Annotated in this window: 11 protein-coding genes; 8 read left to right on the top strand and 3 right to left on the bottom strand. The window is 52.6% G+C overall.

Going from position 1 to position 13,495, the window contains the following annotated elements:
- Positions 1–85 precede the first annotated feature (85 nt).
- From BUA93_RS15050 to BUA93_RS15040, 3 genes are all read left to right on the top strand, one after another.
- Positions 86–826 (top strand): hydroxymethylpyrimidine/phosphomethylpyrimidine kinase, encoded by a 741-nt coding sequence (locus BUA93_RS15050; protein ID WP_072980802.1) that lies wholly within the window; start codon positions 86–88, stop codon positions 824–826.
- A gap of 360 nt (positions 827–1,186) precedes the next feature.
- On the top strand, positions 1,187–1,405 hold the full coding sequence (locus BUA93_RS15045) for a hypothetical protein (protein WP_072980801.1): 219 nt from the start codon (positions 1,187–1,189) through the stop codon (positions 1,403–1,405).
- Positions 1,387–1,944, top strand: a complete 558-nt coding sequence (locus BUA93_RS15040) for a GNAT family N-acetyltransferase (RefSeq protein WP_072980799.1) — start codon at positions 1,387–1,389, stop codon at positions 1,942–1,944. Before BUA93_RS15045 ends, BUA93_RS15040 begins: the two co-directional genes overlap by 19 nt.
- A gap of 180 nt (positions 1,945–2,124) precedes the next feature.
- Here the strand turns inward: BUA93_RS15040 and typA are convergent, their stop codons facing one another.
- Positions 2,125–3,957 (bottom strand): translational GTPase TypA, encoded by a 1,833-nt coding sequence (gene typA, locus BUA93_RS15035; protein ID WP_072980797.1) that lies wholly within the window; start codon positions 3,955–3,957, stop codon positions 2,125–2,127.
- Positions 3,958–4,057: 100 nt separating this feature from the next.
- On the opposite strand from typA, the gene BUA93_RS15030 reads away from it, so the two are divergent.
- Positions 4,058–4,513 carry a hypothetical protein gene (locus BUA93_RS15030; protein ID WP_139258120.1) on the top strand — a complete coding sequence of 152 codons (456 nt, stop codon included), beginning with the start codon at positions 4,058–4,060 and terminating at the stop codon, positions 4,511–4,513.
- Here BUA93_RS15030 and BUA93_RS15025 read toward each other — a convergent pair.
- Both BUA93_RS15025 and BUA93_RS15020 read right to left on the bottom strand, forming a co-directional pair.
- Entirely contained in the window at positions 4,510–5,745 is a 1,236-nt protein-coding gene (locus BUA93_RS15025; protein WP_072980793.1) for a lamin tail domain-containing protein, read from the bottom strand. The two genes, BUA93_RS15030 and BUA93_RS15025, sit on opposite strands and share 4 nt — an antisense overlap.
- Positions 5,746–6,074: 329 nt before the next feature.
- Positions 6,075–6,566 (bottom strand): peptide chain release factor family protein, encoded by a 492-nt coding sequence (locus BUA93_RS15020; protein WP_072980791.1) that lies wholly within the window; start codon positions 6,564–6,566, stop codon positions 6,075–6,077.
- Here BUA93_RS15020 and BUA93_RS15015 point away from each other — a divergent pair.
- Genes BUA93_RS15015 through BUA93_RS15000 form a run of 4 tightly spaced genes read left to right on the top strand, consistent with a single transcriptional unit; the run spans position 6,561 to position 13,274 of the window.
- Positions 6,561–7,313, top strand: a complete 753-nt coding sequence (locus BUA93_RS15015; RefSeq protein ID WP_072980789.1) for a hypothetical protein — start codon at positions 6,561–6,563, stop codon at positions 7,311–7,313. The genes BUA93_RS15020 and BUA93_RS15015 overlap by 6 nt on opposite strands.
- Positions 7,314–7,343: 30 nt before the next feature.
- Positions 7,344–8,231 carry a hypothetical protein gene (locus BUA93_RS15010; RefSeq protein ID WP_072980787.1) on the top strand — a complete coding sequence of 296 codons (888 nt, stop codon included), beginning with the start codon at positions 7,344–7,346 and terminating at the stop codon, positions 8,229–8,231.
- A gap of 25 nt (positions 8,232–8,256) precedes the next feature.
- Positions 8,257–12,372 (top strand): C25 family cysteine peptidase, encoded by a 4,116-nt coding sequence (locus BUA93_RS15005; RefSeq protein WP_072980786.1) that lies wholly within the window; start codon positions 8,257–8,259, stop codon positions 12,370–12,372.
- Between the two features lie 5 nt (positions 12,373–12,377).
- Positions 12,378–13,274 (top strand): hypothetical protein, encoded by an 897-nt coding sequence (locus BUA93_RS15000; protein WP_072980784.1) that lies wholly within the window; start codon positions 12,378–12,380, stop codon positions 13,272–13,274.
- Positions 13,275–13,495 lie beyond the last annotated feature (221 nt).

The raw sequence follows: 13,495 nt of genomic DNA, 5'->3' as shown, positions 1-13,495 counted from the left end.
GGCAAGCTTGCTTGCCTATGACCGAGCCGAGCGAGTGAGGAATGCGGCGGAGTGGGTGTTTGGGCAAAAAAGGAATGGGTAAAATATGGGTGAAAAATTGATACATGCTTTGACGGTGGCGGGCTTTGACGGTTCTGCCGGGGCGGGCTTTATCTCGGACATCAAGACGATGGCGCATTTCGGCGTGTACGGTCAGGCGGTCTGCACCGCGCTCACGCAGCAGAACGAAGAGGAATTCGTGGCTCCCGGTTGGGTCATTTGGGACCGCATCGAGGCCCAGCTCGAAACCCTTTTTAGAAAGCATACCTTCAAGTTCGTGAAAATTGGACTTGTGGAAAAGTCGCGCACCTTGAAACGTATCGTTGAATTTGTCCGTGAAAAGTCGCCAGATGCATTCATCGTGTGGGACCCCATTGCAAGCGCTTCTGCTGGCTTCCACTTTATGCGCGATGCAGAAAAGTTCCTGCCGATTATGAAGTCGATTGACCTCGTGACACCGAATCAGGATGAGTACAGCTATCTGGGGCTCGGACTTGCGGAATCCCGCGGTGAAATCCGTATGGGTCATGATTTTGCGGTGCTGCTAAAAGGCGGTCATGCTCACGGCAAGGAATCAATCGATACCTTGTGGTACAAAGATGAACAATACAAGTTCCGGAGTCCGCGGCTCCCCGGCAAGGGCAAGCACGGCACCGGCTGCGTGCTGAGTTCAGCAATTCTTGCAAACGTTGCCCTTGGCAAAGATGTTCCGACAGCATGCGAAATCGCCAAAAATTACATGAATGAATTTCTCCGGAGCGGGGAAGGCCGGCTGGGATTTGTTTGAAATTTTTTCACGGACTAACGCGGATGTTCAGCCAGGATTTATATCCTGGCTTTGCTGTTTTTTGGATTTTTATATTCCAAGTTGGAATGTAAAAATCGAGTCTATTCGTTGCGTCAAAGACGAAGAATAATCTTGCTCTGCCTGTCAAAAAGCCTGCTCTTAATTTTGAAAATTAATTTTCATTTTGCAAACTACTGTTGACAAAATGCACGGTCCAACATGCAACCCCTTGCTTTTGGAATTAGAACATTTTATATTATAGACACCACCGTAGAAGTGTGTTGCCGGGTTTCACCTGTCTAGTGATGCTCCATAGTTAATATATCCGTTACTTATATGAGATAGACAAAGGACAAAGCTATGGCCAGACCCATTCGTGAAACTCCTATACTCTTTGGTGAAGATGCTCGCCGTTTTCTTGCTGCGATGCAGGAACGTCGCCCCGAACCTCCAGAAGTTCGTGCCCGCCGCTTGCGGAACTACGAACTGATGAAAAAAGCTTATGAGCGTGGTATGGCCGAACAGCGTGCCCGTGAAGAAGCCAATGGAGGTTTTGATCCGTGGTTCAAGCATGTGTAGAAAAAGAAAAGCTAAGTTTTATTCGGTTACAGCCGTTTTATTCCGTTAAAGATTTTCGCTGCGGCGACCCCGATTTAGATGACTTTATTCAAAATCGTGCGTCGGGATTCCAAAAGCATTTGTTAGCCGTGAGTTACGCTTGTGCTGACGCCGAAACAGGGCGGATGTTGGCTTATTGCAGTTTGGCGAATGACAAGGTGGCCGTCGGAGATTTCAAGGATAAAACGGAGTTTAACCGTTTCCGCAAAAAGCAGGGATTTCCTAACGAAAAGCGTTTGAAGAGTTATCCTGCGGTAAAGCTATGCCGTCTGGGTGTGGACGAATCTGCCAAAGGTCAACAGATTGGTACGACGGTCTTGGATTACATCAAGTCTATGTTTGTATTCGAGAACAAGACGGGATGCCGATTCCTGACTGTTGATGCGTATTTGGAGGCAATTCCCTTTTACGAGAAGAACGGATTTCGCTTCATGAATGTAGAAGACCATGATCCGCATACACGTCTTATGTATTACGACCTGATGGATCTGTGTGCGTAGGTGGGGTATGAAACCCGTTCCAGAAATACATAACAAATAAAGCCTCGCAATTAGCGAGGCTTTTGAATTTTTTACTCCGGAATTCGAATTTAGGTCGTCAGGAACTGACGACTCACGAACAAACGAATGTTTGGTCGTGTAGGGAGGGCCTTAGGGAGGGCGGGAGCCCACCCTAGTCTCTTAGTCTTCTTCAGCGGGGCGCTTGGAGAGCTGCTTGCGCTTGATCGGGTCGAGCTCGGTCTTGCGGAGGCGCAGCACTTCCGGCGTGACTTCGATGCATTCGTCTTCGTTGATGAAGGTAACGCATTCTTCCAAAGTCAGGCGGCGGTACGGAGTCAGCTGGATCATGTCGTCGGCGGACTTGGAGCGCATGTTGGTGAGGTGCTTACCCTTGGTGACGTTCACGATGATGTCGACGTCGCGGTTGTGTTCACCCACGATCATGCCCGGATAAACTTCGGCACCCGGTCCGATGATGAGGTAGCCGCGGTCTTCCAGGTTGGAAAGAGCATAGCTTGCAGCTTCGCCCGGTTCCTTCGCGATGAGCACGCCGTTCACGCGGGCCGGAATTTCGCCCTTGTACGGTTCGTAGTCCTTGAAGATGGACTGGCTGACGGCATAACCCTTGGAGAGGGAAAGGAGCTTCGGACGGATACCGATAAGGCCACGGCTCGGAACGAGGTATTCGAGAGTGACGCGGTCGTTTTCGTCGGTGGTCATGTTGACCATTTCGCCCTTACGGGTGTTGATTTCCTGGATGCAGGCGCCGCTGAATTCGTTCGGCACTTCGACCTTGAATTCTTCGATCGGTTCGAGGAGCTTGCCGTTTTCGTCGTTCTTGAAAATTACCTGCGGGCTCCCGATGGTGAATTCGTAGAGTTCACGACGCATGTTTTCGACGAGGATGGTGAGGTGGAGAATACCACGACCGGACACCTTGAAGGTGGATGCACCGTCGACCTTTTCGACCAAGAGGGCGGGGTCTGCCATGTGGGCGCGTTCCAGACGTTCCTGGAGCTGGTTACCCGTCATGAACTTTCCACCGTACTTGCCGGCCAGGGGCGAGGTGTTCACGGTGAAGAGCATAGAGATGGTCGGCGGGTCAATGTGGATGCGGGGGAGGTGCACCGGATTGTTCGTAGAAGAAAGGGTGTCACCGATGTCGAAGTTGTCGAGACCGGCAATCAAGATGATGTCGCCGGGGCCCGCTTCTTCGATCGGCTGCGGGGTCAGGCCTTCGTAGCGCAGAATCTTCTGGATGCGGATGTTTTTCACCTTGCCGTCCGTCATGGCCTGGGCAACGGTCATGTTCGGCTTGAAGGTTCCCTGCTGCATGCGGCCCACGGCCAAGCGGCCGAGGAAGCCCGAGTATTCAAGCGATGCAATCTGCAGAAGCGGTTCTGCAGCCGGATCGCCCTTCGGGGCCGGGATGCGTTCGATAATCTTGTCCATCAAAATGTGGAAGTCGCCATCGGGGTCTTCCATTTCGGCCTTGCAGATGCCCTTACGGCCAGAACCGAACACCTTGTCGAAGTCCAGCTGCTGTTCGTTGGCGTCGAGTTCGCAGAACAGGTCGAACACCTTGTCAAGAGCGGCGTGCGGGTTGCAGCCGTCGCGGTCGATCTTGTTCACGACGACGATAGGAATAAGTCCCATTTCAAGGGCCTTCTGGGTCACGAAACGGGTCTGGGCCATGGGGCCTTCGAATGCGTCCACCACCAGGATAACGCCGTCCACCGTACCCAGAACGCGTTCCACCTGGCCGCCGAAGTCGGCGTGCCCCGGGGTATCGACGATGTTCACGCGATAGCCCTTGTACATGACGCTCGTGTTCTTGGAAAGGATGGTGATGCCGCGTTCACGTTCCAGGTTGTCAGAGTCCATCACGCGTTCGTTCACTTCTTCGTTTTCGTGGAAGGTTCCGCACTGCTTGAGGAGCTGGTCCACCAGGGTAGTCTTACCGTGGTCAACGTGGGCGATAATGGCGACGTTTCTGATTTTAGATGTATCCATAATGGCTCTTTTGATTGACGTTTATTTTTGGGCGCAAATTTAGAAATTCTGAGCGATTATGGCAATGTTTGGGGCCCAAGTTTACTATATTTGGGGTACTATGGCAAAAGAAATCGATAATTTTGATGATGAAGAAATGGATGAAGCCGCCCTTCAGATGTTCGATTCTGAAGAAAGCCTCAGCCAGGCTCCTCAAGTCCGCGACTACAGCGACCGCCGCATCCTGATCTGGGAAGAAGATGATTCCCACCGCGATGCCTGCCTCGAAGTGCTGACGGACCTTCTGGTGGGTGCGACCATCAAGGCGGTCAAGACCGAAGCCGAAGCCCAGGAACAGCTCGAAAACGACGACTGGGATACTTTTGTCGTGGATTTCTACACCGAAGGCGTTTCTTCGAGCGACTTTATCAAGAGTGCGAACAATTATCCGGGTTCCATTCTGGTCGCCCTGAACATGGGTCCCCTGACTCTTCCCGAAGAACGCGATCCGATGCGTACGGAACTTCTGCGCAGGCTGTTCGATGTCGAACGCGCCAATACGCAGATTCACGCCTAATTCAACTCACCGGGGGTGGGTTTTCCGAGACTCCAGGCCGTAGAATCCCTACGGCTTTTCCATTGTTCGATATTCAGCTGGGTGCTGATGCCGTTTTTTGAGTTTGCGCTTGGAACCACTTGCGCATGTAATGAATCTGTATCGGGAGCATAGTATAGAGAATCAAGCGATTCTCCGTCACATTTTAGGACGATGCTTCCCCTTGAGTTGGTGATATCGTTCCAGCTTTCCGTGTTGATATGGAGGGGTGGAGTGATGTCCTTGGTGGCGTCTCCCAAGACCAGTACCTGACGAGGGGCGATTTCGCTGGTGGTCAGGGGCAGGTAGCGGATGGCGCTGTTACTGGTCGCCCCAATAGCGCAATCATCTAAAATAAGTGTGTCCGTACTTCCGTTGTAGATCTCGATAAACTCGTATTGAGTCGTATCTGTTTTTGCTGCACTGGTGTAAAATTCCGTAATCAGCAAATCGTCAACCCTTGGCTTGCGGTAGCCCGCCTTCAGGGGTATCGTGATTTCGATGCGGCGTTCCTCGGCGGCCTTGATGGCAAGCGCGACCTGGCTACGGAGCGAGTTCAGCGTGAGTTCGGGGACGGGGCTGTCTTCAGTAAGCGTGAATTTGTCCGTAACGCTGTAGATGGCCATTCCTTCTTGGTTGAGGAGCAGAATTTCCAGCTCGTATTCGCAACCGAGCTTGAGCATGTCGCTCTTGAAGATTGCTCCGTCTACAGTCATTTCCATGGGGAATTCGTACTGGTCGGTTGACGATTTCAGCTTCATCGAACCTCCTGTGATTCCCGCGTCGTTCTTGAGCCCGAGCGGAATTTCTACGAAGACGAATCCTACGACCGGGTGCATCTGGATCGCCAGGCTCACCGTGGTTCCTGCAGTGAGACTGGTTTCCAGTTCGCCCATCTGCATCAAGGCGCCGTTCGCGTAGATCTTCGCCTTGAAGTTCCAGCTGTCGCTCGGGAAAAGTTCCAGACTGAAGTTAGGGTTGTCGGCGGAATGCACGTAGTGCAGCGTGTCGGTGCCGTAGCAGTCCAGCACGAGGCTGTCCAGGAGCGGCGGGATGCTGTATTGCAGGTGAAGCGAAACATTGGCGGTGTTCCCTTCGGCCGTAGCGCTTGCGGCGGAGCTGGATTCGGTGGAGTGGTTGCCGCAGTTCCAGAGGGTGCATACGCACAGGAACAGGGTGGCGATGGTGATGTATTTTTTCAGAATAGGACTCATTTTACCTCCATTGGTTGAGATGTCCTACTCTATACACGTAAGTTTCAAAAAAATCGTATGGATTTTACCCCTGTTTTTCGTTCAAAACAGTGTAAAATAATTTTTAAACGATGTGAACGCCTCTTTTCCTCGGCTCAGTCTGCTCCGCACGCTCGCATGGCCTCGGTCTTCGACCGACGAATGCTCGCTTAGCGGCCAGCCTTTAGCCTCAGCAAACTGCTTCTAAACTCTAAACATCCTACTTAAGTATCAATCAACTCCGAATTCTGAAATCCGAATTCCGAATTAACCTAAGCTCTACCAACTAAGTTCTACCAACTCCGAACTTTCTACAGTTTCAGGGCTTTCTGCCCGTTTTGCTTGCGGTTGCCTTGCAGCTTGGTGGCGCAGGCCTTGTCTTGCCGGAGAATTTTCACGAGTGCGCTCGGGGTGAGCCCGAAAGCGGCCGCTGCGGCCTTGGTGTCGCCGTTCTTGGTCGCCATGATGTCGAACACGTGCGCGACGAACAGCGGAAAAAGGGCGTTGCTCGGTTGCAGGTGCCCGTTGCTCCCCGGGAAAGGCATTTCGGGGTTGGCTGGAGTTTCGCGGATTTGCAGGGCGAGCGCCATCTGCATTCGGTGCAGTGCATGCACCTTGTTTTCGTGAGCGGACCTTCCTTCGCAGGATTTGATTTCTAAATTGAAATCTCGTAAGGTGAGCAAAACTCCGGTGTTGGTCTTGTTGCGGTGTTGTCCGCCCGGACCGGACCCCTGGAATCCCTTGAGGCTACAGGCGCGGAGGAGCTCGTCCAAAGTCATTTTCAGGTAGGTATCGCGATGCATGTACTGAAAAATACAATTGTTGCGGCGGTTGCGGTTGGTGCCGCAGTCTTCTTTAATGCTTGTGCAGGCTCTTCCGGGGCCAAAGACTCGAATAATCCGCGTAATGAATCTTTCGCGGACGCCGCTCTGGGTGAATCGGCCGAAGTCAAGGACGCCAAGGTGCAGCACCGCGAAAACGACAAGCAGGCGATGCTCGAAGCCATGTTCCGCAATTTTATGGCGGCTATCCGCGAAGACACTCCTGCCGAGGTCCTCTATTCCATGCTGACCGATTCTTCGGAGTACTGGCTCGACACGCTGGAAAACCACGCCCGCGTCTACAGGCCCGAAGATCTGGATACATGCCAGTTCTACGAAGTCTATTCCATTCTGCTTTACCGCCTCTACGAGCGCGAACATCTGTGGCAGGTTCCCGAAGACCGCATGCTTTGGTTGTATCTTTCAAAGGCGGGAGTCATCCATAACTTCACCAAGTTGGACTTGGGCCCCCTCAAGATCAAGAATGACCGTGGAAGCATCGGTCTTGCCAAGAGCCCCGAAGTCCCGATCATGATTTTCGAATGGGACGACAACGACTGGAAACTTGACTTGACCGAAACCGTGCCGCTCATTACGAAGGGTGTCGAGGCGACCGCCGTCAAGAAAAGCTGGAGCAATAAGAAACTTGCCCTGTACTGGCTGGACCGCGAATACCACTTGCAGTATTCACGTCTTGACGACTCCCTCTGCGAGCCGATCGGCTTCTAAAATAAGTTGTTGCGAGTGAAGCGTTTTCCTATGAAATTTTTTAAAGCGATAGTTCTTGTACTAGTCGTCGTAGCCTGTGTCTGGGCAGCCCCGGTTAAAAAGGCGGGGAAGGCTTCCGGATATACGGCGGGCGCAGCGAAGGTGCTAGGAGCGGTGGAGTCGGCGGCACCTTTCAGCGGAGACCGTCTCTTTGCGACACTCGATTCCGTCGGTGGAACGGGAACCTGGATGGAATGGGACGTGAACGGCGTGAAGGATCCTTCGCTGATGAGTGTGCTCGATCCGATGCTCAAGGGCGCGAATAAGCCCGAGATGGTCTGGGTCATCACGGAACGCTCGAAACCCTTGGCGGCAGTCCTCTTGCCCAAGGGAACTGGCGAAGTAATTTTGTTCTACGAGTTGCCTTCGCTCGATGCCAAGCCGGTTCCGCTTTCGATTAATCCGGTGCTTTCGCCCGATGTGGTTCTACGTGATTATAGACAAATTAACGAAACGGAATTCGTCCACCGAGACAGGGACAACTTGAAGGTTCGCCTTTTGAATGGCGGCATGCGTTTTACCTACGAAAAGAAAGGCGAAGAGCCCCTGCGAATCGACCCGGGGTACGCCTCGATGTCGTTTACCGAAAAAGAAGCGGTGTTGCGTGAATACGAGGATTATTTCAAGTATGAATATTCGCTGATGCTGCGCGCCTTTGTGCAGTCGACCCGGAGCATTTTCAACTGGCAGGCTTGGCACTGGTACATGCCCGAATGGAATGCGAAGTGCCTGATGAACCGCAAGGAACTCGATGCCATCTTGAAACAGGGATATTTCCCGCCTTTGCTGACCCTTTTCAAGACGAAAACGGCGTCCGGAGAAACGGTGGAATTCAAGACGGATGGAAGGGGCTATTCCGAGCTCCTGATCAGCCGCTAAATCGATAATTTGCTATTTTAAAAAGGTGAAGTCCTTTTTAGCATTCCTAGTCCTGGCGCTTGTCGTCGTTACGCCTTCTTTTGCCCGCGTCGTAGAAGATTCACGTTCGCGATTTGTCCTAGAAGATATGGTCTATGAATCGACGGTCCATGGCTGCGATTCATTGGATTCTCGTGGTGGAAAGTTTGTCCCCGAAGGGGCCGCTTACCTAGACGGCAACTCGATGCCTTTCCGCTATTACCGCGTGGCGCTTCCGACAAAGGATCGTCCCGAAGTTTCAGTAAAGGATATCTCGACGGTGTCCCTGGGAAAACCCCTGTGTAAGGAAGGCCCCATGGGAAGAACGGATTCGCTCCGTTTTATGCCGGTCGATGTCTCTACGCCCTTCTTTAGGGATGGCTTGTGGATGACCGATATCCGTGTTCCGCTGTATGTGCGTAACGGCTCGTCTGTTTCGCTCCGCAAGAAGTTCAAGATCAGCGTTACCTTCCAGGGGAGTGCAAACGGCGTGAATCCCGGCAAGCGAGCCGTGTCCAGGGTGCTGAACGAAAGAGGCGCCTCCCGTTTTGGCGTGTCGCGTTCCGGCGCGATGAAAGCCTTGAGGAAAGAAGCGAGCAGTTCTGCTTCGGACGTTAATTTTATCGCATCGATCCAGGTGGGCGACAAGAATGTGGCGACCTTCAGCGAAGATGGCCTGTATGCGGTGGATTTCAAGACGATCCGCACCGCCTTGCTGCTTTTGCAACGCCAAAGCGACTTGGACGGAATTCCCGTAGAACGCCTCTGTCTTTACGGGGCTTCTCCGGACACTCTTGCCGATATGGCTCCCGGCGAAGCGGACCGCATTCCCAACCGCATCTTTGAAATTCCGATCGAGATTCGTGACCATACTCCGGGCAACAATTCAAGTTCTCCCGACGGTATTTTCAATGAAGGCGATACGCTTGTCTTTGTCGGGTACGGCAATGCTTTCTGGAAACGTTGCGACCGTGAAGACAAATTCTTTATGAACGGCAAGATGGATTACTTCCATTCGTATTCGCCTTATTCCTTCTATCAGAATTTCCTGTTCGGCTACAAGGATACCGGCAAGGGACTTCGCCTGAGCGATATGGTGAAGACGCCTTCTGGACAAGGGAAAGATGTCAAGTGGATGCGCTATGTCCGCACCGAAAAGGAAGCCCTTTTGCGGGATTCCTATTTCGGAAAGTCGCTGGACTGGGAAATGGCGACGGGTAAGGAATGGTTCTGGATGTGGCATAGTCGATTCGATTCGACGACGGTGTCTGTGAACATGACCGAAACTTCCCGCCTTCCGGGGCTTGTTTCCGGAGGGAAGGAATATGTGGCGATTTCCTATTTTCCGTATCGTTCGATCTTTTCGGGAACGGCCGTCGTGCTCAATGACCAGGTCAAGAAAATGGATTTTGCGAGTTTAGGTTACGAATCAAGAATGGAGTCAATCCGTTTTGCGTTCGATGTCAACGGGAATACCGTAAACCGGCTCGACATGACGCTGATGCCGGGCGGTAATTTCAGAATGGATTCTCCGGGCCTAGTTGAATCCGGAAACCAGTATACGCTGACCATGCTCCCGAATGACCTTCAGTACGACCGTTTTGACGGCTATACCGTGGCGTACCAGTGGACTCCCGTTGTCGATTCTGCGGAATGGCTGTTGCCGGGAAACGTTTCCGGCGTTGTCAATGTGCCGGCCCCTTCGGGAACGCGGATCATGAAGTTCGTGGACTTGCGCCCCGTCGGTTTGCTTTCGGTATCGGGTGGCGTGGCTAAGGACAGTGTCTCGTCGGACGAGGATGTGCGTTACCTTGCCGTGCGCGAAGGCGTCTACCGTTCGGGCTTGAAGGTCGAACCCTTGCCGATCCATAACGATGGCGTGCTTAAGGATTTGAGTCGTCCGAATTCCAAGCTGGAGTACCTGATTATCGCTCCGGATGAATTCCTGGAACCTGCGGTCGCGTTGGCGTCCTTCCGTTCTGGCGGGTCGTCGGTGCAGTCCTTTGCGACCTCGGTCGTTTCGGCGCAGGACATTTATCGTTCCTATACGGGTGGCCGTGTGTCGCCGATAGCGATTCGCAATTACATTTCTTACGTGTACTCCGTTTGTCCAAATTTGCAGTACGTGCTTTTGGCGGGTGGAGGCCATTACGATTATAGGGGCATTACCGGACGCTTGGGAACATCTTACATTCCTCCGTTTGAAAAGGAAGATGCTGTTGTCGAGGACTTTTTCGGAATTCTTGATTCGGGAGAAGTCTGCCAGTATGGCAAATATGATTTGGATATTGCGGTGGGTCGTTTGCCGGTGAATTCGGTGACCGAATTCGCGCAGTATATCAAGAAGGCCAAGGATTACGATTCCGTCGGAGTCATGGACTATTCGGACTGGAGATCCTCTTTGCTGTTTGCGGCAGATGATGCTGTAAATAGCGGGCACACGGACGGTGACCCGCATACGCGTTACCAGGAAACGGTGGCGCGCATGATCGACAGCCTTTCTGTGGAACGGGGCTACCGTTGGAACATGAAAAAGGTCTACTTGTTGGATTATGTGGAAGACGCTGCGGGGCAAAAGAAGGATGCGGCTGAAACCTTGCTGGATTTCTTGAATCAGGGAGCCTTGTTCTCGGTCTATTTTGGGCACGGATCCAAGACGGACTGGGCTAGCGAAGGTCTTCTGAAGCCAAGCTACCTTTCGAAAATCAACAACGAAGGGCGCTATACGATTCTTGGATCGTTCTCCTGTACGGTGGGGCGTTTTGACGAAGGAGATGGCCGTTCGCTTTCCGAGGAATTCCTGTTGGCGCCCAGTGCCGGTTCTATCAATTCGGTGGGGGCGAGCCGCGAAACTTTTGCGACGTATAATGTGGCTTTTGGAACGGAACTGCTCGAAGAAGCCCTGCTGCGGGAATCGTCTACAATCGGCCTTGCTTTCTTGAATGCCAAGAGGAATACGACGGGGCTCGAGTACAACAGGCAACGCTACAACAACGAACGCTACGTGCTCATGGGTGAACCCGTTGTCCGTATGCCCCGCAGCGAACTGAAGGTGACTCTCGATTCTACCCTAGATACTATCAAGGCTCTCGACAAGATGCGTCTGTCGGGAACCGTGTCGGGGATGGATGACGGCTATGTTGACCTGGTCTTGCGCGAAGGCCGCATCGAGAAAGTCTTGGATTTGCAGGTTGCCAGTTCCCAAACGGACGGTAACGATTCGATGATGATTTTCTACGACGGACCGCTGGTGTACTCCGAAAAGGTTCCCGTGAAGTCGGGACGTTTCGAAACGGAATTCGTGACGCCGCGAAAGATTTCTTCGGGCGATTCGGCGGCAGAATTCAGTGCCTGGGCGTATTCCAATAACAGCGGCAGTGTAGGACGCCTATGGTTGCGGAATCTGAGTATCGGAGGACTTTCTGAGTTTGCTGCCGATCTTCACGATACGGTTCCGCCGAACATTCAGATTCAGTCCTGCTACATGGGGAACAACGTGACTTCCTTTGCTGATGGTGAAACTGTCAAGTTGCAGACTCCCGCGTGCCTGCAGGTGATTATCGAAGATTCTACTGCGCTTGATTTCAGGGAACAGGCCGACGAGGGAATTTCTTTCGAAGTGGTCGGAGTGCAGGATCCGTTCCATCCGTGGCCGTACCTGGAACAGAATTCCAAGCGCGCCAAGTTGCGCATGAACTTTACCGCGGAACAGTATCCGGCGGGAACGTACGTGTTCCGCGTCCGCGCCATGGATGTACTTGACAACGTCCAAATTAAGACCGTGAATGTCGAAATCACCGACAATATGGAAGCGGGCCTTGCCGATGTGTTTAATGCCCCGAATCCGATGGGCAAGAAGGGGACGACCTTCTATTTCAAGAACCTGGTCATGGATCCCGATATGTCGAAGGTGAATATCTTTATCTACAACCAGAACGGTAAACTTGTCAAGGTTCTGAAGGACGTTGTTTCGGGAGTGATGCATTGGGACGGCCGCGACAATCATGGACGCCCGTTGGCTAACGGCCTTTATCATTATGTTGTTCGTAGCGAAGTGTCTTCGAAGGCGACTTCGGGTAAAAAGACTTGGACTAAAAAACAGAAACTCTTAATTTCGAGGTAATTATTATGGATTTGAGGGAAAAGCCTGGAAAAATTCAGACTTTTTTGGAATGGATGCTGCGCTTTAGGTTGATCGCCGTTGTCGCGATGGTGGTGACGACCGTTTCTTTTGTGGCGACCAACTGGCAAGAGATGGTGTCCCCGTCGCTTGCGGCTTCTGAATCGTTCGGAATGTGGTTTGCCAATATCGAATCGGTGCAGAACCTCTGGTCGAGTTCCCGCTTTATTGCCGTGGCGGCCATCGCCTGCGTCGTGATGTTTACCGTTTTTGGCGGTGTTCGCGGCGCGATCGCTTCGGTGGTGTCGGCGGCGCTTTCGTTCGTAGCGCTTTACGTGATGGGCGGTAGCGAATCGATGCCCTTGCCGATGTTTGGAATCCTGACACTGGTCGCCCTGGTGATGCTGTTTTTTGTAAAGCTCTCGGTGTCGTGCGCTCTGTTCCCGTTCGTGCTTTCGTGGTTGTTCTTGACCGGGCTCCTGTCGGTTTTGCCGCAGCTGGTTGAACCTTCGTGGCTGGTTTGGGCTGTTCTTTCTGCCTTCGGTTTTGCGTCGGCCATGGTGCTGTCTGTCGTGGCGGGCAAGCATTTGGGGGCCGGGGACCCGCAGGCGGGAGCTTTGATCAAGGCCGCCAAGCAGCTGATGACTCCTGTGCTGGTGGGTGCACTTTTGCTGATTGCATCGATTGCGTTCGATATGCCTGCCGAAGCCTCGGAAGAGGCTCCGTCCGTGACTTCGAACATTCCGGGGGCACTGCTTTATTTTGCTGTGTTTGGCGTCTGGTTCTTCTCCTTCTTTTTCCCGATGGCGTCGTTTGCCCCGTGGGAACGCCTGCGCTCCGGAACGCGCCGTGTAGAAATGAAGGACAAGAAGAAGTCCGCAGCCAAGTCCAAGAAGAAAAAATAACTGGGCCGCGTACAGAGGCTGCTTCTGGAAAGCAGGAATCTGCGACCGTTAGGGAAATTTGAGTAAGGCCGTTGCGGCCAGCAACTTTGAGAATGATTTGAATAAGGGAAAGCCCCGTGCAATGCACGGGGCTTCATCATATATAAGGAGTATTGGTGACGGTTACTTCTTCTGGAGCGGGGTATCCTTCAGGATTTCTTCGACCAGGTTCTTCATGTTTT

It is taken from the genome of Fibrobacter sp. UWH4, from assembly GCF_900142475.1.
Lineage (GTDB): Bacteria > Fibrobacterota > Fibrobacteria > Fibrobacterales > Fibrobacteraceae > Fibrobacter.
The sequence above is the reverse complement of the archived record's forward strand: the minus strand, read 5'-3'. Positions and strand labels throughout refer to the sequence as shown.

What these genes read in the sequence shown, in the direction of transcription:
- BUA93_RS15010 (WP_072980787.1), top strand. Translation starts at nt 7,344, where the DNA reads ATGAAATTTTTTAAAGCGATAGTTCTTGTACTAGTCGTCGTAGCCTGT.
- BUA93_RS15050 (WP_072980802.1), top strand. Translation starts at nt 86, where the DNA reads ATGGGTGAAAAATTGATACATGCTTTGACGGTGGCGGGCTTTGACGGT.
- BUA93_RS15000 (WP_072980784.1), top strand. Translation starts at nt 12,378, where the DNA reads ATGGATTTGAGGGAAAAGCCTGGAAAAATTCAGACTTTTTTGGAATGG.
- BUA93_RS15025 (WP_072980793.1), bottom strand. Translation starts at nt 5,745, where the DNA reads ATGAGTCCTATTCTGAAAAAATACATCACCATCGCCACCCTGTTCCTG.
- BUA93_RS15020 (WP_072980791.1), bottom strand. Translation starts at nt 6,566, where the DNA reads ATGCATCGCGATACCTACCTGAAAATGACTTTGGACGAGCTCCTCCGC.
- typA (WP_072980797.1), bottom strand. Translation starts at nt 3,957, where the DNA reads ATGGATACATCTAAAATCAGAAACGTCGCCATTATCGCCCACGTTGAC.
- BUA93_RS15045 (WP_072980801.1), top strand. Translation starts at nt 1,187, where the DNA reads ATGGCCAGACCCATTCGTGAAACTCCTATACTCTTTGGTGAAGATGCT.
- BUA93_RS15015 (WP_072980789.1), top strand. Translation starts at nt 6,561, where the DNA reads ATGCATGTACTGAAAAATACAATTGTTGCGGCGGTTGCGGTTGGTGCC.
- BUA93_RS15030 (WP_139258120.1), top strand. Translation starts at nt 4,058, where the DNA reads ATGGCAAAAGAAATCGATAATTTTGATGATGAAGAAATGGATGAAGCC.